The organism is Oxalicibacterium flavum (assembly GCF_014635065.1).
Lineage (GTDB): Bacteria > Pseudomonadota > Gammaproteobacteria > Burkholderiales > Burkholderiaceae_D > Oxalicibacterium > Oxalicibacterium flavum.
The window spans coordinates 12,662-30,575 of record NZ_BMCG01000006.1; the positions used below are offsets into that span (position 1 = coordinate 12,662).

14 protein-coding genes and 1 tRNA gene are annotated in these 17,914 nt (G+C 63.6%); 7 read left to right on the plus strand and 8 right to left on the minus strand.

Annotated elements, in window-relative coordinates; translation table 11 throughout:
• Positions 1 to 45: 45 nt before the first annotated feature.
• Entirely contained in the window at positions 46 to 690 is a 645-nt protein-coding gene (locus IEV38_RS13830) for a Smr/MutS family protein (protein WP_188397093.1), read from the minus strand.
• A gap of 70 nt (positions 691 to 760) precedes the next feature.
• Positions 761 to 1,714 carry a thioredoxin-disulfide reductase gene (trxB, locus tag IEV38_RS13835; protein WP_188397095.1) on the minus strand — a complete coding sequence of 318 codons (954 nt, stop codon included), beginning with the start codon at positions 1,712 to 1,714 and terminating at the stop codon, positions 761 to 763.
• 313 nt (positions 1,715 to 2,027) lie between these two features.
• Between trxB and IEV38_RS13840 the strand changes: the two genes are divergently transcribed.
• The 3 genes from IEV38_RS13840 (at position 2,028) to IEV38_RS13850 (ending at position 6,452) form a co-directional block, all read left to right on the plus strand.
• A complete protein-coding gene (locus tag IEV38_RS13840) occupies positions 2,028 to 4,361 on the plus strand; it encodes a DNA translocase FtsK (RefSeq protein ID WP_188397097.1) in 2,334 nt (777 codons plus the stop codon).
• A gap of 9 nt (positions 4,362 to 4,370) precedes the next feature.
• A complete protein-coding gene (gene lolA / locus IEV38_RS13845) occupies positions 4,371 to 5,054 on the plus strand; it encodes an outer membrane lipoprotein chaperone LolA (protein WP_188397104.1) in 684 nt (227 codons plus the stop codon).
• 108 nt (positions 5,055 to 5,162) lie between these two features.
• Positions 5,163 to 6,452, plus strand: coding sequence for a replication-associated recombination protein A (locus IEV38_RS13850; protein WP_188397107.1), 1,290 nt, complete (start codon positions 5,163 to 5,165; stop codon positions 6,450 to 6,452).
• A 45-nt stretch (positions 6,453 to 6,497) separates the two neighbouring features.
• Here IEV38_RS13850 and IEV38_RS13855 read toward each other — a convergent pair whose 3' ends face one another.
• Positions 6,498 to 6,707: a hypothetical protein gene (locus IEV38_RS13855; RefSeq protein ID WP_188397109.1), complete on the minus strand. Its 210-nt coding sequence runs from the start codon at positions 6,705 to 6,707 to the stop codon at positions 6,498 to 6,500.
• Between the two features lie 153 nt (positions 6,708 to 6,860).
• Between IEV38_RS13855 and serS the strand changes: the two genes are divergently transcribed.
• Both serS and IEV38_RS13865 read left to right on the plus strand, forming a co-directional pair.
• The gene (gene serS, locus IEV38_RS13860; protein ID WP_188397111.1) at positions 6,861 to 8,156 is read left to right on the plus strand and encodes a serine--tRNA ligase; all 1,296 of its coding nucleotides are present in this window, start codon (positions 6,861 to 6,863) and stop codon (positions 8,154 to 8,156) included.
• Positions 8,157 to 8,392: 236 nt separating this feature from the next.
• On the plus strand, positions 8,393 to 9,184 hold the full coding sequence (locus IEV38_RS13865) for a fumarylacetoacetate hydrolase family protein (RefSeq protein ID WP_188397113.1): 792 nt from the start codon (positions 8,393 to 8,395) through the stop codon (positions 9,182 to 9,184).
• A 35-nt stretch (positions 9,185 to 9,219) separates the two neighbouring features.
• Here IEV38_RS13865 and IEV38_RS13870 read toward each other — a convergent pair whose 3' ends face one another.
• Positions 9,220 to 11,076 carry a GGDEF domain-containing protein gene (locus IEV38_RS13870; protein WP_188397548.1) on the minus strand — a complete coding sequence of 619 codons (1,857 nt, stop codon included), beginning with the start codon at positions 11,074 to 11,076 and terminating at the stop codon, positions 9,220 to 9,222.
• A gap of 342 nt (positions 11,077 to 11,418) precedes the next feature.
• Here IEV38_RS13870 and IEV38_RS13875 point away from each other — a divergent pair.
• Both IEV38_RS13875 and IEV38_RS13880 read left to right on the plus strand, forming a co-directional pair.
• Positions 11,419 to 11,508, plus strand: a tRNA-Ser gene (locus IEV38_RS13875).
• 353 nt (positions 11,509 to 11,861) lie between these two features.
• Positions 11,862 to 12,395 (plus strand): LOG family protein, encoded by a 534-nt coding sequence (locus IEV38_RS13880; protein ID WP_188397115.1) that lies wholly within the window; start codon positions 11,862 to 11,864, stop codon positions 12,393 to 12,395.
• A gap of 49 nt (positions 12,396 to 12,444) precedes the next feature.
• Here IEV38_RS13880 and IEV38_RS13885 read toward each other — a convergent pair whose 3' ends face one another.
• The 4 genes from IEV38_RS13885 to IEV38_RS13900 form a co-directional block, all read right to left on the minus strand.
• Positions 12,445 to 13,623 (minus strand): acyltransferase family protein, encoded by a 1,179-nt coding sequence (locus tag IEV38_RS13885; RefSeq protein ID WP_188397117.1) that lies wholly within the window; start codon positions 13,621 to 13,623, stop codon positions 12,445 to 12,447.
• Between the two features lie 169 nt (positions 13,624 to 13,792).
• Complete coding sequence (locus IEV38_RS13890) at positions 13,793 to 14,659, minus strand: hypothetical protein (RefSeq protein ID WP_188397119.1); 867 nt, start codon at positions 14,657 to 14,659, stop codon at positions 13,793 to 13,795.
• Between the two features lie 136 nt (positions 14,660 to 14,795).
• A complete protein-coding gene (locus IEV38_RS13895) occupies positions 14,796 to 17,225 on the minus strand; it encodes a DUF3772 domain-containing protein (protein ID WP_188397551.1) in 2,430 nt (809 codons plus the stop codon).
• Between the two features lie 17 nt (positions 17,226 to 17,242).
• Positions 17,243 to 17,644: an MAPEG family protein gene (locus IEV38_RS13900; protein WP_188397121.1), complete on the minus strand. Its 402-nt coding sequence runs from the start codon at positions 17,642 to 17,644 to the stop codon at positions 17,243 to 17,245.
• Between the last annotated feature and the right edge of the window lie 270 nt (positions 17,645 to 17,914).

The window sequence follows — 17,914 nt, forward strand, 5'->3', positions numbered from 1 at the left end:
AGCGCCGGTTTGCAGCCGGCGCTTTTTGTTTGCCTGGAACGAGAATTAACTGGACTTGAGCAGCACGACCAGCGCGCCGGCTCCGCCGTCGGCGGCACGCGCCTGACAGAAGGCGATCACCTCGTCCTTCTGCACCAGCCAGTTGCGCACCTTCTTCTTCAATACCGGCTCGCGGTTGACCGAACCCAGTCCCTTGCCGTGGATCACGCGCACGCAGCGCTGGCCGCGCCGCAAGGCCACGCGCAGGAACTCGCCGAGTGCTCCGCGCGCCTCGTCGGTGCGCATGCCGTGCAGGTCGAGCTGGCTCTGGATCACCCAGTGCCCGCGCCGCAGCTTGCGCAGCACGTCGGGACCGATGCCGTTGCGCGCGTAGCTTAAGGCTTCGTCGGTGTCGAGCAGGGATTCGATCGTGAATTCGTCGGACAGCGATTCGCGCAGCGCCGCCTGCTCGTCGGCCAGGTGCTGGCGCGCGATCGGCAGCGGCCGCTCGGTATGCGGGGCGATGCGTTCGGCGTGCTTGAGCGGCGTGATGTCGCCGATGCTGCGACGGAACAGCTCGGCCTCGACCTGCGCCGCGCGTTCGGCCAGCAGGCGTTCGGCCTCGGCCAGCTTGCGCTGTTCCTCCTGCTTCTTCAGGTCCTTGTGCAGGGACTTGAGCGCGGCGAAATTCTTGATCGAGGCTGGCGGCATGGCGGCTCCGCGGCGGCTGGGGAGGCGACCGCCGCGAAGGCGGCCGCTTGCTAGGGATGTGAAGGCTGGCTTATTCCAGGCTTTCCAGGTAGCGCTGGGCATCGAGCGCGGCCATGCAGCCGGTGCCGGCGCTGGTGATGGCCTGGCGATAGACGTGATCCTGCACGTCGCCGGCGGCGAACACGCCCGGTACGCTGGTCGAGGTCGCCATGCCTTCGAGACCGGTCTTGGTCTTGATGTAGCCGTTGTGCATGTCGAGCTGGCCGGCAAAGATGTCGGTGTTCGGCTTGTGGCCGATGGCGATGAACAGGCCGTGCAGCGGAATCTCGGTGGTGCTGTCGTCGGTCGTCGATTTGATCCGGATGCCGGTCACGCCGCTGTCGTTGCCGAGCACTTCGTCGAGCGTGTGATTCCACTTGATCTCGACCTTGCCTTCCTCGACCTTGGCCAGCAGGCGGTCGATCAGGATCGCCTCGGCGCGGAACTTGTCGCGGCGATGGATGACCGTGACCTTCTTGGCAATGTTGGCGAGGTAGAGCGCTTCCTCGACCGCGGTGTTGCCGCCGCCGACCACCGCGACTTCCTGTTCGCGGTAGAAGAAGCCGTCGCAGGTGGCGCAGGCCGACACACCCTTGCCCATGAACGACTGTTCCGACGGCAGGCCCAGGTACTGGGCCGAGGCGCCGGTGGCGATGATCAGGGAGTCGCAGGTGTATTCGCCCATGTCGCCGACCAGGCGGATCGGTTTTTCGTTCAGGTGCGTGGTGTGCACGTGGTCGAAGATGATCTCGGTATTGAAGCGTTCGGCATGCTGCAGCAGGCGCTGCATCAGTTCCGGACCCTGCACGCCGAGCGGATCGCCGGGCCAGTTCTCGACGTCGGTGGTGGTCATCAGCTGGCCGCCCTGTTCCACGCCGGTGATCATGACGGGATGGAGGTTGGCGCGCGCGGCATAGATGGCGGCGCTGTAGCCGGCAGGACCGGAGCCGAGAATGAGGACTTTGGCGTGTTTGACGGTGGACATGGAAGTGATTTTTCTGTGGTTGGAGAGGCGGCGCCCCGTATTCCGGGGCGCCTGGATGCATATGTCGGCCCGGCGCGGGAATTTCAAGGCGGAGCCGAATTATTCGTGTAACAACTCAAAACTGGTTAAGATTATAGTCCAAGCGCCCGGACCGCGAAGGGCGACTGCCGCCAGCGTGGTGCACCTGCGCCGATGCGGCGGCAATCATCCGCAGCAGCCCGGTCCGACGCCGTTTTACCTTCTGCCGCATTTCCGGCAGACGCAACACCCGCTTGCGATGCGCGGTTTTTATTGACGCAACGCGTCTGGATTTATGACGAAGACAAGCCAAGCCTATACCCGCAAGACCGACCAATCCAAGGCACCGCCTCCGCCGGGCCGCATCGCGCGCCTGCTGTCCGAGGCGCGCTGGCTGGTACTGTCGGTCGTGACGCTGTACCTGATCCTGATTTTCCTGACCTATTCGCCGGTGGACCCCGGCTGGTCGCACGCCAACGTGGTGACGCGCCTGCACAACCTCGGCGGGCGCACCGGCGCCTGGCTGGCGGACCTGCTGCTGTTCATCTTCGGCCTCTCCGCCTGGTGGCTGTGCGTGTTCTGCCTGCGGCTGGTGTGGGTCGGCTACCGGCGCCTGTCGCAGCGCTTCCTGCTGAAGAAGGAACCGGAAGAACCGGTCCCGCACGAAAACCTGACCCGCGGCATCGGTTTCTTCATCATGCTGATGGGCAGCGTCGGCATCGAATACCTGCGCATGCATTCGCTGCGCGCCGAACTGCCGCGCTCGCCCGGGGGCGTGCTGGGCGAGCTGATCGGCAACGCGGCGCAGAACGCCTTCGGTTTCATGGGCGCGACGCTGCTGTTGCTGCTGCTGTTCGGCCTCGGCTTCAGCCTGTTCTTCCATGTCTCGTGGCTCAACGTCGCCGAGCGCCTGGGCGAACTGCTCGAGCGCAGCGTGCGCATGATCGGCAACCTGTACAGCGCGCGCAAGGATCGCCAGCTGGGGCAGGTCGCCGCCGTCAAGCGCGAGGAAGCCGTGGTGCAGGAGCGCGCCAAGATCGTCGAAGCGCCGCCGATCCGCATCGAACCGCAGATCGTCGCCGTGCAGAAGTCCGAGCGGGTCGAGAAGGAGCGCCAGACCTCGCTGTTCACCGATCTGCCCGATACCAACCTGCCGCCGCTGTCGCTGCTAGACGAAGCGCCGCAGACGCAGGAAACCGTCAGCGTCGAAACGCTGGAATTCACGAGCCGCCTGATCGAGAAGAAGCTGTCGGACTTCGGCATCAGCGTGAAGGTGGTGGCCGCCTATCCGGGGCCGGTCGTCACGCGCTACGAGATCGAGCCGGCCACCGGCGTCAAGGGCAGCCAGATCGTCAACCTCGCGCGCGATCTCGCGCGTTCGCTGTCGCTGACTTCGCTGCGCGTGGTCGAGACGATTCCGGGCAAGAACTACATGGCGCTGGAACTGCCGAATCCGAAGCGCCAGATCGTGCGCCTGACCGAGATCATCAGTTCCAAGGTCTATAACGACAGTTCGTCGAGCCTGACGGTGGCGCTCGGCAAGGACATCGCCGGCAACCCGGTCGTCGCCGATCTGGCCAAGATGCCGCACCTGCTGGTGGCCGGTACCACCGGCTCCGGCAAGTCGGTCGGCATCAATGCCACCATCCTGTCGTTGCTCTATAAATCGGACCCGAACCAGGTGCGCATGATCCTGATCGATCCGAAGATGCTCGAACTGTCGATCTACGAAGGCATTCCGCATCTGCTGGCGCCGGTGGTGACCGACATGCGCCAGGCCGGCCATGCGCTGAACTGGGGCGTCAACGAGATGGAGCGCCGCTACAAGCTGATGAGCAAGCTCGGCGTGCGCAACCTGGCCGGCTACAACGCCAAGATCGCGGAAGCGGAAAAGAACGAGCAGAAGATTCCGAACCCGTTCAGCCTGACGCCGGATGCGCCGGAGCCGCTCGAGAAACTGCCGACCATCGTCATCATCATCGACGAGCTGGCCGACCTCATGATGGTGGTCGGCAAGAAGGTCGAGGAATTGATCGCGCGTATTGCCCAAAAGGCACGTGCGGCCGGCATCCACTTGATTCTGGCGACACAGCGCCCATCTGTGGATGTGATCACCGGCCTCATCAAGGCCAACATCCCGACGCGCATCGCGTTCCAGGTCAGCAGCAAGATCGATTCGCGCACGATTCTGGACCAGATGGGCGCGGAAGCGCTGCTCGGCATGGGCGACATGCTGTACATGCCGCCGGGCACCGGCCTGCCGATTCGCGTGCACGGCGCCTTCGTCTCGGATGACGAGGTGCACCGCGTGGTGAATCATCTGAAGGAACAGGGCGAGCCGAATTACGTCGAAGGCATACTGGAAGGCGGCGTGGCCGAGGATGGTGATCTGGCGCTGGGCGGCGAAGGTGCCGGCGGCGGCGAGGGCGATGCGCTGTACGACCAGGCGGTTGCGGTCGTGCTCAAGAATCGTCGCGCGTCGATCTCGCTGGTGCAGCGTCACCTGCGTATCGGCTATAACCGGGCGGCCCGCCTGCTCGAACAGATGGAGCAGAGCGGACTGGTATCCACCATGCAGTCCAACGGCAACCGGGAAATCCTGGTGCCGGCCGGGAATGCAAACGAGTAGAAGGCAAACATGGGCAAGCAGCACATTCCGGATTCACAGCTTCGCGTTGCAAAACGTTTCGATTTCCGCCTGCCGGCGCTGACCGTGCTGCTGGTGGCAGCCGCCTTGAGCCTGCCGTCGCTGGCAAAGGCCGCGGCGCTCGAGCAGTTCAAGTCCTTCGTGTCCTCGACGCAGTCGGCCAAGGGCGCGTTCACGCAGCAACTGGTCAAGGTCGACAGCGGCACCGCCAAGGTATCCAACGAATCGTCGGGCACCTTTGTTTTTTCGCGCCCTGGCAAGTTCATCTGGACCTACCAGAAGCCGTACGAGCAGTTGCTGCAGGCCGATGGCGAAAAGCTCTACATCTACGACAAGGACCTGAACCAGGTGACGGTCAAGAAGCTCGGCGATGCGCTGGGTTCGTCGCCGGCAGCCATCCTGTTCGGCAGCAACAACCTCGAGCAGAACTTCACCCTGAAGGAGGCCGGCAGCAAGAATGGCATGGAATGGCTGGAAGCCACGCCCAAGGCCAAGGACACGACCTTCGAGCGCATCGGCATCGGCATGAAGGACGGCGTGCCGGCCGCGATGGAACTGCGCGATTCCTTCGGCCAGGTATCGCTGCTCACCTTCGGCAGCTTCGAGCGCAATCCGGCCATGCCGGCCGGCCAGTTCAAGTTCTCGGTACCCAAGGGCGCGGACGTGTTCCAGTAAGCCTTAGAATAGGCTGCATGCGTGCAGCGCCACGCGACGCCAGTCCGCATTGTCCGGCTGGCGTCGATTGTTTTTGACACCCGTTTTCGATTTTTTTTCCGCACGCCCATGGCCATCCCGCTCGCCGAACGACTCCGTCCGCACAGCCTCGACGAGGTGATCGGGCAGCAGCACATCCTCGGTGCGGGCAAGCCGCTGCGCGTGGCCTTCGAATCGGGCGAGCCGCACTCGATGATCCTGTGGGGCCCGCCGGGCGTCGGCAAGACCACGCTGGCGCGCCTGATGGCCGACAGTTTCCAGGCCGACTTCATCGCGTTGTCGGCCGTGCTGTCGGGCGTCAAGGACATCCGCGAGGCGGTCGAGCGCGCGGAACTGTCGCGCAACGCGATGGGGCGCCGCACCATCCTGTTCGTCGATGAGGTGCATCGCTTCAACAAGAGCCAGCAGGACGCCTTCCTGCCGCACGTGGAAAGCGGGCTGTTCACCTTCATCGGCGCCACCACCGAGAATCCGTCGTTCGAGGTCAACGGCGCATTGCTGTCGCGCGCGGCCGTTTATGTACTCAAGTCCCTGAACGAGGAAGACCTGTTCGCCATGCTCGACCGTGCTGCGCGCGACGAGCTCGAAGGTATTACTTTCACCGACGAGGCCAAGGCCATGCTGGCCGCCAGCGCCGACGGTGACGGCCGCAAGCTGCTCAACAACCTGGAAATAGTGGCGCGCGCGGCGCGGGCGAAGAAGCAGAACGAGATCGATACGGAATTGCTGAAGGCTACGCTGGGCGACGCGCTGCGGCGTTTCGACAAGGGCGGCGACACCTTCTACGACCAGATTTCCGCGCTGCACAAGTCGGTGCGTGGCTCCAATCCGGACGCTTCGCTCTACTGGTTCACGCGCATGCTCGACGGTGGCGCCGATCCGCGTTATCTGGCGCGCCGCATCGTGCGCATGGCGTGGGAGGACATTGGCCTGGCCGACCCGCGCGCGATGACCATCGCCAACGAGGCTGCTGCGACCTACGAACGGCTCGGTTCGCCCGAAGGCGAACTGGCGCTGGGGCAGGCCGTGATCTACCTGGCGATCGCCGCCAAGAGCAACGCCGGTTACAACGCCTACAACCAGGCGCGCGCCTTCGTCGCCAAGGACAAGTCGCGCCCGGTGCCCGAGCATCTGCGCAACGCGCCGACCAAACTGATGAAGGAACTCGGCTACGGCAAGCTCTATCGCTACGCACACGACGAGCCGGAAGCCTACGCTGCCGGCGAAACCTACCTGCCGGACGGCATGCCCGATCCGCACTGGTACCAGCCCACGCCGCGCGGGCTGGAAGGCAAGATCGGCGAGAAGATGGCGCACCTGCGTGCGCTGGATCAGGAAGCGAAGAAGCGCGAGAAATAAGCGTTTCTCGACGCAGGGAGCGCATCGACGAACCGATGCGCCGTTTTATTTCCCGGAATTGAAGAACTGCGCCTTGATCTGCTTGAGGAAGGCATAGGTCGCGCCGAGGCAGACGCCCGCGATCACGCCATAAATGATGCTGCCCTTGTAGAAAAAGAACAGCGAGCCCGACCAGATGCCGCAGCCGAGCACGAGGGCGAGGCCGACGAAAAGGACGAGGGGTGGCAGATGCGGGGTTTCCTGATTGTCTTCCATGGGCGAATGCGGATGTTTGAATCTCGGTGACGAATCTGCCAATGGTAACGCAGAGCGCCGGCGCCGACCTCGTCATTGCACGGAAATCGCCGCGGGCTTGGTACAATCGCGGTTTTCCCGATTCTTTTTGCAGTCTTTTCCCGCACCCTTTCCATGATCGACATTCAACTTCTTCGCAAGGACATCGAGGGCGTCGCCGCGCGGCTGGCCGCGCGCAAATTCCAGCTCGACGTCGCCACCTTCAACGCCCTGGAAGCCGAGCGCAAGCAGATCCAGTCCGGCACCGAAGAACTGCAGAACAAACGCAACACGCTATCCAGGCAGATCGGCATGCTCAAGGGCAAGGGCGAGGATACCTCGGCCGTGATGGCGCAGGTAGCCGGCCTTGGCGACGAGTTGAAGGCATCGGCGGCGCGGCTCGACGAAGTGCTGGCCAGGCTCGGCGAATTCATGCTGGCGATTCCGAATCTGCCGCACGAGTCGGTGCCGGTCGGCAGCGATGAAAGCGGCAACGTCGAACTGCGCAAGGTCGGCACGCCGCGTACCTTCGATTTCGAGATCAGGGACCACGTGGATGTCGGCGCGCCGCTGGGCCTCGATTTCGACGTCGCGACCAAGCTGACCGGCTCGCGCTTCGCGGTGATGAAGGGCGGCATCGCGCGCCTGCACCGCGCGCTCGCGCAGTTCATGCTCGACACGCATACCGGCGCGCACGGTTACGACGAGTGCTATACGCCCTACATCGTCAACGCCGATTCCATGCGCGGCACCGGCCAGCTGCCGAAGTTCGAGGCCGATCTGTTCGCCGTCAAGAAGGGCGGCCAGGAGGGCGAAGGCGAATCGCTGTACCTGATCCCGACCGCCGAGGTCTCGCTGACCAACATCGTGCGCGACGAGATCGTCCCTGGTGATTCGCTGCCGATCCGCATGACCGCGCATTCGCCGTGCTTCCGCTCGGAAGCCGGCAGCTACGGCCGCGATACGCGCGGCATGATCCGTCAGCACCAGTTCGACAAGGTCGAGATGGTTCAGGTCGTGCATCCGGAAAAATCCTACGAGGCGCTCGACGAGATGTGCAGCCATGCGGAAGCCATTCTGCAGAAGCTTGGCCTGCCGTACCGCGTGATCACGCTGTGCACCGGCGACATGGGCTTCGGCGCGGCCAAGACCTATGATCTCGAAGTCTGGCTGCCGGCGCAGAACACCTATCGCGAGATTTCGTCGGTCTCGAACTGCGAAGCCTTCCAGGCGCGCCGCATGCAGGCGCGTTTCCGCAATGCCCAGGGCAAGCCGGAACTGCTGCATACGCTCAACGGTTCGGGCCTGGCGGTGGGCCGTACGCTGGTGGCCGTGCTGGAAAACTATCAGCAGGCCGACGGCAGCGTGACGATCCCCGAAGCGCTGCGTCCGTACATGGGCGGTCTGGAAAAGCTGGCGCCGCAGGGCTGACGATATTGCGATGCCCGGCTGGGGTCGGGCTCGACACCAACAATCCCGGAATGCCGCGAGGCGTCCGGGATTTTTTTGTATGCATGCGCCGCATTGCTTCGTTGCTGCTGCCGAATTGCTTGCCGTACGGCACGGCATTGCATGCGCCATCCCGCGCGGCTATTCTGACCGGTGGCGGTCGGGCGCACGACACGCTCCTGCCGTCCATGACGACATACAACGACAAAGGAGACACCATGACCGAAATGACCAGACGTGGGATGTTGCAGGCAGCGGGTGTGTTGACGATGGGCGCGATGGCGGGCTGCGCCACCTCGCGCAGCGATGGCGGTTCGCAGGCGCTGTTTTCCGTGGCGCAGACGACGGTTCCGATCGTCGGCCGCAGCGACCGCTTTCCGGTGCGCCGCATCTACTGCATCGGACGCAACTACGCCGCGCATGCGCGCGAGATGGGTTCCGATCCGACGCGCGAACCGCCGTTCTTCTTCCAGAAGCCCAGCGATGCGATCCAGTTCGTGCCGCCGGGGCAGACGATCGATCATCCGTATCCGACGCTGACGAAAAACTACCATTACGAGATCGAGCTCGTCGCCGCGCTGCAGACAGGCGGCCGCGACATTCCGGTCGAGACCGCCTTGCAGCACGTGTTCGGCTATGCGGTCGGGCTCGACATGACGCGCCGCGACTTGCAGGCGGCGATGAAGAAGGAAGAGAAGCCGTGGGAGATCGGCAAGAGCTTCGATCATTCGGCACCCATCGGTCCGCTGCATCCGGCGGCCGGCATCGGCCATTTCACTGAAGGCGCGATCTCGCTGAAGGTCAACGGGCAGGTCAAGCAGAGTTCCAATCTGAGGAACATGATCTGGTCGGTGGCCGAGCAGATCAGCAATCTGTCGCGCGCCTTCGAGCTGATGCCGGGCGACATCATCTATTCGGGCACGCCGGAGAATGTCGGGCCGGTGGTGCGCGGCGACGTGATGGAAGGCTACATCGAACGATTGCCGAGCATTTCGCTCAAGGTGGTGTGAATCGAAAAGCCGGATGTGCATCCGGCTTTTTGCATTCAGCGCCGACCTTGCCGCGGCTGCGCATCCTGCTCTTCCATGGCTTCGGGCTCGGATGCGAACGGCATTCCACGACGTTCGATGAACAGGCTGTTGCCGGGAATCTTCTTGGCCTGTCTTTTTGCATCGGCTGCGGCAGCCGCGATCTGATGGTGTGAACCGTAGGTGCCGGGCTGCACCTTGAGCAATCCCAGGGAGATCGTCGCGAGCGAATGAAACACGCGTCTGCCGCGCCGGTCTTCGCTGACGTAACCGCCCTTGCGGCGGTGCTCCTCGCTGTAAAAGGCGGGAACAGCCTCGGAGAATGCCGTGAGGATTGCCTGGCAACGACTATTCCAGTCCTCGCTCTGAAACAGGACGATGAAATCGTCGCCGCCGATATGGCCGACGAAGTCGCGCTCGGGATCGCTGTGCGCGCCGAGGATCTTGCCGGTCAGGCGGATCATGTCGTCGCCCCTGCGATAGCCATACACGTCGTTGTAGGGCTTGAACTGATCGAGATCGACATAGCAGACGCAGAACGGGGTTTGATTCTCGAGCAGACGGTCGATGTGCTCGTCGATCGGCACGTTCCCCGGCAGCATGGTCAGCGGGTTGGCGTAGCGCGCGGCGTTGATCTGCATCTGCGTGATCTCGCGCATCAGGTCGTGCGCATTGCCCATGCCCGCATACTGTCCCTGGTCGGTGATGATGACGCCGTTGAAAAGATGGTGGCGATCGCCGTCAACGATCAACTGGCTCAGCGAATGCAGCGGTGTGTTCTTGTCGGCGATGAGCGGATTGGCGTCCATGAACAGCGTGCACGACTTGCGGCCGTGCAGCTCGCGCAGGTAGGGGCGGGCGAAGCGGTCGATCAGGTTGTGGCGCGTGATCAGGCCGACCGGCACGCCGTTGGACACCACCGGGATGATCTGCAGCGAGGGATCGTTCTTGAACATCTCGTAGATGCGGTTGTTCTGCACCTCGGGCGTGACAGCCGGCACGTGGCGCAGCAGCTTGGCGGCGGTGGCGACCTCGTGCGAACGCCGCGTTTCGTGCGGATAGATGCTCACGCCGTTCTGGCGCAGCTGGGCGAACAGGTCGTTCGTCAGCCGCGTATCGGGATTGGCGTGCGGCCGCGCGATCTTGTAGCCCTGGCCGCAGGACACGCCGAGGTCGCGGATCATGAGCAGTTCGGCATCGGTCTCGATGCCTTCGGCGATGACCACGGTACCCGACTTCTCGGCGATCTCCTGGATCGAGCGCACGAACTGCAGCTTGATCGGGTCCTGGTTGATGCCCTGCACGAAGTGCATGTCGATCTTGACGTACTCGGGCCGGATTTCGGACCACAGGCGCAGGCTGGAAAAGCCCTCGCCGAGATCGTCGATCGCGATCACGAAGCCCATCGCGCGATAGTGGCGTACAGCTTCGCGCAGGAGGTCGTAGTCGTAGGTCGGGTGGCTTTCGGTCAGCTCGATGATGACGCGATCCGGGTTGATGCCGACCTCGTGGATGTAGCCCAGCGTCTCGCCGTGGCGGCGTTCGGCCTGCACCAGGCATTCGGGGCTGACGTTGAGGAACAGCTTGCCCGGCAGTTGCAGCTCGGCGAAACGCTCGAGCGTCATGCGCCGGCACAGGTGCTCGACTTCCACGCTGAGCCCGCAGGCGCGCGCCACCTTGAACAGGTTGAGCGGCGAATGCAGCGGACTGTCGGACGGGCCGCGGATCAGGCCTTCGTAGCCGATGATCGCGCCGGACTGCATGTCGATAATCGGCTGGAACAGCGGCGTCAGCTGTCGCTGCCGCAGCACTTCGCGCAGGCGCTGCGCCAGGTGACTGTCGAGATCGCTGATGGGGGAAGGCGCTTGGTTCATCCTGATTTTCTGCTCGTCGAGAGATAACAGCGGGGGCACACCGATCCGGAAGCGATAGGGGGACATCTCGCCAAGCGCCGCCATGTGCGTCTCCTCGGGTGCGGCGGCAGGAGAGAAGGAATGGGCGGAAGTCTGCATGGACGCGGGCTGGACGGATTGAGCTGGCGGCAATCCTATCAACCGTTTGTGACAGGATGATGATGGGCAACATTGCGTGCGCGCCAGACCTGCGCTCGCTCGCAGGCGATTTTTCTGGCCTTTCAACAAGGGGTTTCCCATCGTCAAAAAGCTCTGCTATAATTGCGGGCTTCGCGGCAGCACAACGCGAAGAAGACCGCATCAGGAGAGGTGGCAGAGTGGTCGAATGTACCTGACTCGAAATCAGGCGTACGTGCAAGCGTACCGTGGGTTCGAATCCCACCCTCTCCGCCAGTATTACGGGATGTGTTTCCCGAAGAAAGAGCCCGCGCAAGCGGGCTTTTTCTTTTGGATGGTGGGGAAATTCGGCCATCGTCACGTTGCTGTCGATTTCCGACAGGGCGATGGCGGCAGGCGATGCGGTCTCCGCCAGCAAAAAGCATTCGCCCTTCCTCGTGTACTAGCGTACATTTTCATTCGTATCCCCGACGTATGCTTCGATAACAAGGGTGCTGCATGCGTGGCTCCCGCTACCTGACCGACGCTCATCGACTGCCGCAGAAAGAGGAATGATGGTGAAAACGAACATCCTGCTTTTCCCCGCGCTTTGCCTTGCCGTGAGTGGATGCGGCGCGCCGGATACGCAGATGGCGACGTTCGTCAGCGACGATGGGACGGTGCGCTTCCAGCATCCAGCGAATCTGCAGCCGACTGCCGATTTCAAGGGACGCGCGCTGCTGCAAAGTGGCTGGCGCGTGGTGTGGAATGGCGAGGAGGTGGGCAACGGGCAGGGCATCGCGCGCCTGACGCTGCCGGCACGCGCGGCGGACGGCAGCGCCATTTCGGAGATCGTGCAGGTCGGTCACAGCCGCGATCCGGCGGTGGTGGCGAGCTGCACGAGCTACGGCCTGAGTTCGGGCAACGGCATGCGCCTGCCGGACAGCGCCATCAACGGCCACAACTGGACCGCTTACACCAGCAGCGACGCCGGCATGAGCCAGTCGGTCAAGGCGGTCAATTACCGGCTGGTGCACCACGACACCTGCTATTCAATGGACCGCATCTCGTACGCGGTCAGGGCTGCCAAGGCGGCGGACGACGCGTGGGACGAGCCGCAGGCCGGGCAGGCGATCGATGCGGTGCTGGCGTCGGTGCAGATCCTCGACGCGCCGCGCCACTGACTTCATCCGGCTGCCTCGCTGCTGTCGCGCAGCGCTTCTCTTCCCATCCCTACTTGATCGAACGCACGCCGAACGGCAGTGCCGGCAGCTTCAGTGCCGTGCGCCGCGAACGCTCGCGCCACGGCTGTTCGACGTAGCGATAGACGAGGTGGCTGACCGCCAGCAGCAGGCCGATGATGATGAGGTAGGACAGCAGCGCCTGCCAGAAGCCGAGCTGCGGCACCATGCGTCCTTCAATCAGGATTTCGGAGCGCTGGAAGAAGAAGCGATGCACCTGGTTGAACAGCCACAGCAGGGCCGAGTGCGACATGTAGATCGAATACGAAATCGTGCCGAGCCAGACGAAGAAGCGCATACGCAGCACCCTGCGGATGATGCCGTCCTCGCTGAACACGATCGCCAGCACCAGCGCGGCGGTCAGGAAATAGACGACGAAGTCCGACCAATGGTGCGGCGCCTTCAGTTGCAGGAACACGACCAGCAACAGCACCGACAGCGTGACGGCGTGCGACGGCAGCCGCAACGAAAACAGCAGCGGCAGCCGTTCCGACAGCCAGGCCGTGCAGCAGCCGATGAAGAAACCGGCCAGGCAGGAGAGCAGATGCGCGTAGCCGTGCTCCGGCTCGGCCACCAGCAGCGCGCAGGCGCCCAGGCCCAGCAGCAGGAAGACGATCATCTTCAGGCGCCCGGCGAACAGTGCGATCAGACCGAAGATCAGGTAGGTGTAGAACTCCACGCTGATCGACCAGGCGGGTGCATTGAAGCTCAGCGCATTGCCGGTCGGGCCGATCGCCTGCACCAGGAAAAGCTGCTGGATGAAGGCGGTCAGGCCGTTCTCGACGAAGGGCGTGGTCTTGTGGCTTCTGATGCCGTAATGCGTATCGGCGAAATATTTGGCCACTTCCAGCAGCAGGAACACCAGCAGGAACAGCAGGTGCACGGGGTACAGCCGCCCGAAGCGCAGGAACTGGAAGCGCAGCAGTTGCGCGCCGCTGCGGATGTTGCCCGCATACGCCTTGTAGATCACGAAGCCGGACAGCACGAAGAACAGCTGCACCATCAGGTAGCTGTTGCGGAACAGCGGGATGTCGAACAGCAGGCTGTTCCAGTTGGGGATGTGGTAGATGACGACCAGCAGGGCGGCGATGCCCCTGATGCTTTCCAGCTCGTCGATGCGGGCGGGGGGCGGGACCGGCACGGTGCCGGGAATCGATGCGGATGAGGTCATGCATTCCTTCTTCGATAATTCCTCCTCCCTGTTTTATTATTCTTTTAATAATGAAAATAATACAACAAAATCGGGAAGGCGAGCGATTTTTGCGCACGCTGTGGCAAATAAAAAGCCCCGCGTGGTCAGCGGGGCTGGATGTGCGATGCGACGCCGACTGTCTGCCGGCTCAGAACCTGGCCTTGACGAACAGCGACGGTCCGCGGAAGCGGATGTCGAGGTCGGCTGGCGTATTGCTGCTGTTGCGCTCGAGCTTCACGCGCGAGACACCATAGTCGGCCACCAGTCCGACATTCTTCCACGGGAACCACTCGATGCCGATATTGCCGTTGTAGATATGGCCTTCGAGCCGGCCGCCGTTTTTCTTGACGCCGGAGGCTTCGATGTACATGCGCACGTCGGGCGAGAAGGCATGGCGCCAGCCGAGTTCGATCAGCGGCGCCACTGCATCGTCGGTATAGCGGTCGGAGGCGCCGTCGCTATAGGTTTGCCCGCCGGCAGTGACGGTGCCGCGGATGGTGCCCGACAGGTCGGCGCGATAGTAGGCGGCGCCCAGTCCGAGGCCGAACACGCTGTTGCCGCTGCCCATCCACCATTTGTAGGCCAGGCGCGCCAGATCGATCTTGAGGTTGGAGTCGAAGGTGGCGTTGCCGCTGACCGGCTGGCCGTCGATGGTGGAATTGCCGGAGACGTTCTGCACGTAGGAGCGGTCGTAGCGGTAGTAGTCGAAGGAAATGCCTTGCGTATCCCAGAACAGCACTTCGGCGCGGATGCGCGGAATCGTCACGCTGCTGTTGGTCCGCTCGGGCGTTTCGATGCGGCCGTAGGGCGTATCGGCACCTGCCTTGAAGCGCGGCTGCGCATGGAAGGCGCCGGCCGAGATGCTGACGCGGTCGAGTGCCGGCGACGGATCGGCCAGCGCCGGCAGCGCGGCGGTGGAAGCGAGCAGGGCCGCCAGCAGCGACAGTTTGTGTGCGGGACGACGAAGGGAAGCTGCCGTCGGGACGGACCGGCTGTAGGGCACGTGATTGCGCATGCATTTCTCCGAATGGGGTTCAGGAAGTTTCATCGTGGCGATGAACGGTGGCTCGAGCGTAGCGCACGCATGGCAATTCTTCTGTGCGCTTGCCGACATAGAACTTCGTCTGCCGGCAAGCGCAGATGCATCTGCATCAGGTCGATGGCGCGGTCGGTTCCGGAAGGGACGGCGACGGGGCGCCATCGAGCCGCATCGCATTGGTCTTGGTCAGCGCGATGTCGGCTTCGCGCAGGCGCTTGAGGATCTCGAACAGCAGCGTGCTGCGCACGCCGTAGCTCAGGCGCGGCGAGGAGGCGAAGCCGGTCGCGTTGATGACCAGGTAGCCATCGGCGATGCCGTCGAGCTGCACCGCCGGCGCCGGTGTTTCCAGGATGTCCGGATTGGTGACGAAGGCATCCATGATCAGTCCGCGCGCCAGTTCGGCATCGGTCTCGACCGGCAGCGGCAGCTTGATCTGCACCAGGCCGAGCGGACTCGCGTGGGTCACGTTGCGCACGGTCTTGGTGATGAACTCCGAGTTCGGCACGATCACGGTCGAGCGGTCGCCCATCTGGATTTCCGTCGCGCGCACGTTGATGCGACGGATGTCGCCTTCCACGCCGCCCAGCGAGACCCAGTCGCCGACCTTGACCGGCCGCTCGGCCAGCAGGATCAGGCCCGAGACGAAGTTCTGCACCACCGCCTGCAGGCCGAAGCCGATACCGACCGACAGCGCGCTCGCGACCCAGGCGATGCGTTCGAGCCCGATGCCGGCGGCCGACATCGCCAGCGCCACCGCGACGATGCCGCCGGCGTAGCCGAACAGCGTGGAAGCCGACACCTGCATGCCGGTATCGAGTCCGGTGGTCGGCAGGTAGCGTTTTTCCAGCCACTGCTTGACGAAGCGCAGGCCGACGAAGCCGGCCACCAGCACCAGCAGCGCCTGCGTCACGGCGCCCGGCTTGATCTGCACCTCGCCGATCGCCAGCCCGTCGTTGAGCTGGCCGACGCGGTGCAGCAGTTCGTCGGGGCCTTCGCCGAACGGCGCCAGCAGAAACAGCGTCGCCATCAGCAGCACCAGCGCCCGCGCCGCGCCCGACAGCAGCACGGCGGCCTGGTCGCGCGCCTGCGAGGTCGGCAGTACCGTGCGTTTGGCATCGGGATCGACAGGGGCCGAGGACAGCAGCATGCAGACGTCGTCGGCCAGCACCATCAGCAGGTAGGTGCTGCATACCACGATCACGGTCCAGGCGATCTGCTTGACGAGGAAGCTGCCGAAGGCGACGTAACCCGTCAGCAGGCCGACGATGCTGATGGCCAGCACGATCCAGATGACGACGGCCGTCATGCGCACCCAGAACGGTGTGACGCCCGCGTGGTCCGGGTCTTCGAGCCGGATGCGGCGCCACGCATGCTCGGCGCGCTGCATGCCGAGCGCGATGGTGGCGCCCAGCAGCAGCGCGACCAGACAGTTGACGGCGACCGCCGTGGTCAGGCCGGTGTTGATGACGGTGGAAAGCAGTTCGGTGATCCAGACCAATACCACCACGATGGCGAAGGCAAGCGGAAACTTGCGCATGCGGTGCGCCAGCCGGTCGTGCAGCGGCGGCAGGCGCCAGGAAGGACGTCCGGGCGACAGCAGCGCATAGCCAAGTCCGGCGACGAAGCCGCCGAAGCAGATGAAGCCGATCACGCTGCCGAGAAAACCGATCGCCTTGTCCGACAGGCCGTCGTCCCAGCGTATGCCGAGCTTGAGCAGTTCGGTAATCAGGAAGGGTGTGACGACCGACAGCAGCGTGATGATCAGTGCATGCACGGAGCGGCGCAGGCGGCCATGCGGGACGCGCGTCGAGGTGAATGCCAGCATCGCGCGTCCGCTCCAGAGCCGCAGCAGAAACAGCATCACGATGCCGATTGCAATCGATGCCCATATCTGCGCCGGGGTCTGCCGTGCAGCGCGGTAGACGTCGTCCGTCAGGGCGCGCATGCGTTGCAGGTTTTGCGGCAGCTCCTTGTTCAATTGCTCCCAGAAGCGGGTGGAAAGAATCGAACTGGTGCGCTCGCCGAGCCGTGCCTGCAGGCGCGCACGGCGCAGCGTCGAGATCTGCTCCGAAACCTGTTCGGCCTCGACCGACAGCAGGCGCGCCAGTTTGACCTGCGCATCGAAGGTGCTGTTGTTCTTCTCCAGTTGCGCGCGCTGCACGGCAACGTCCCGCACTTCGGTGCTGGCGCTGTCCGGAGCGCCGAGTTCGGCCAGGCGTGCCTGTACGCTCAGCAATTGCGGTTCGACTTCCTTGGCGATGCGGTCGGCTTCGGCCGCGCCGGCCAGCACATCGGCCTTCATTTGCGACAGCGTGGCATCCGGCAGTTCTTCGTTATCCTTGAGCGAGGTCTGGATCGCGGTGATTCTTGCGCGCAACTGGTCGAGTGCCTGCTCGGCGTCGACCGGTGCCGCATCCTGCGCATGTACGCCTTGTACGAACAGGAGCAACGGCAACAGGCACAGCAACAACAGCGCACGCAGGATCGCCCATGGCGAGCGGGGGATTGAGTAACAGGACAGGCGAGCGGACAGCGACAGCATCATGGACATGAGAGAGGTCAGGCGGGCGTGAAGAAGGTGGCTGCAATCACCAGCAGCAACCCGGCCACGGAAACCAGCCAGGTCAGCGAGCGTACTACCGGAACGCCCGCCGCGTACAGCGGCAGATAGGCGATGCGTGCCAGCAGATACATCCAGCAGCCAAGCAGGGACAGGGTGCTTTCGCGCTGCGCGATGGCGACGATCAGCACGGCTGCGATGAACAGCGGCAGGGTTTCGAACAGATTCTTCTGGGCGCGCTGCATGCGCCCTGTCAGCACGCCGACAGGCGGACCTTCGGTATCGCGCGGCCCCGTGTTGTAGTCGGTTCCCGTTTCGCGCGTGCGCAGCGCAGCGGTCAGCATGATCTGGAACAGCGCCAGCAGCAACGTACAGGCAAGCAAGGTCAGTTCGATGGTCATGGAGGTTCCGAGCGGTGGAGAGATGGATGATTCGACCGTTTTGCCCTGGCGAACGTTCCGGACTATGGCCATCGGTGCAGGGTGGAAAGGAGTTTCTCCACGGCCATGTGCATCGAACTGCCCTTGGCTCAGAGGTCTCGCATATGCTTGTTCACGGGCGACGTGTAAAAAATACCGGCCGTATTTGCAGGCCTGCGCATATAGGCAGTGCAGCATGGATGCGGCTGTCGCAAATGTTCGCAAGCAGCTTGCATGAACGGATGTTAGTTG

Excerpts from the sequence above, each read along its gene's own strand:
- IEV38_RS13830 (WP_188397093.1), bottom strand. The coding sequence starts at position 690 with ATGCCGCCAGCCTCGATCAAGAATTTCGCCGCGCTCAAGTCCCTGCAC.
- trxB (WP_188397095.1), bottom strand. The coding sequence starts at position 1,714 with ATGTCCACCGTCAAACACGCCAAAGTCCTCATTCTCGGCTCCGGTCCT.
- IEV38_RS13840 (WP_188397097.1), top strand. The coding sequence starts at position 2,028 with ATGACGAAGACAAGCCAAGCCTATACCCGCAAGACCGACCAATCCAAG.
- lolA (WP_188397104.1), top strand. The coding sequence starts at position 4,371 with ATGGGCAAGCAGCACATTCCGGATTCACAGCTTCGCGTTGCAAAACGT.
- IEV38_RS13850 (WP_188397107.1), top strand. The coding sequence starts at position 5,163 with ATGGCCATCCCGCTCGCCGAACGACTCCGTCCGCACAGCCTCGACGAG.
- IEV38_RS13855 (WP_188397109.1), bottom strand. The coding sequence starts at position 6,707 with ATGGAAGACAATCAGGAAACCCCGCATCTGCCACCCCTCGTCCTTTTC.
- serS (WP_188397111.1), top strand. The coding sequence starts at position 6,861 with ATGATCGACATTCAACTTCTTCGCAAGGACATCGAGGGCGTCGCCGCG.
- IEV38_RS13865 (WP_188397113.1), top strand. The coding sequence starts at position 8,393 with ATGACCGAAATGACCAGACGTGGGATGTTGCAGGCAGCGGGTGTGTTG.
- IEV38_RS13870 (WP_188397548.1), bottom strand. The coding sequence starts at position 11,076 with ATGAACCAAGCGCCTTCCCCCATCAGCGATCTCGACAGTCACCTGGCG.
- IEV38_RS13880 (WP_188397115.1), top strand. The coding sequence starts at position 11,862 with ATGGCGACGTTCGTCAGCGACGATGGGACGGTGCGCTTCCAGCATCCA.
- IEV38_RS13885 (WP_188397117.1), bottom strand. The coding sequence starts at position 13,623 with ATGACCTCATCCGCATCGATTCCCGGCACCGTGCCGGTCCCGCCCCCC.
- IEV38_RS13890 (WP_188397119.1), bottom strand. The coding sequence starts at position 14,659 with ATGCGCAATCACGTGCCCTACAGCCGGTCCGTCCCGACGGCAGCTTCC.
- IEV38_RS13895 (WP_188397551.1), bottom strand. The coding sequence starts at position 17,225 with ATGCTGTCGCTGTCCGCTCGCCTGTCCTGTTACTCAATCCCCCGCTCG.
- IEV38_RS13900 (WP_188397121.1), bottom strand. The coding sequence starts at position 17,644 with ATGACCATCGAACTGACCTTGCTTGCCTGTACGTTGCTGCTGGCGCTG.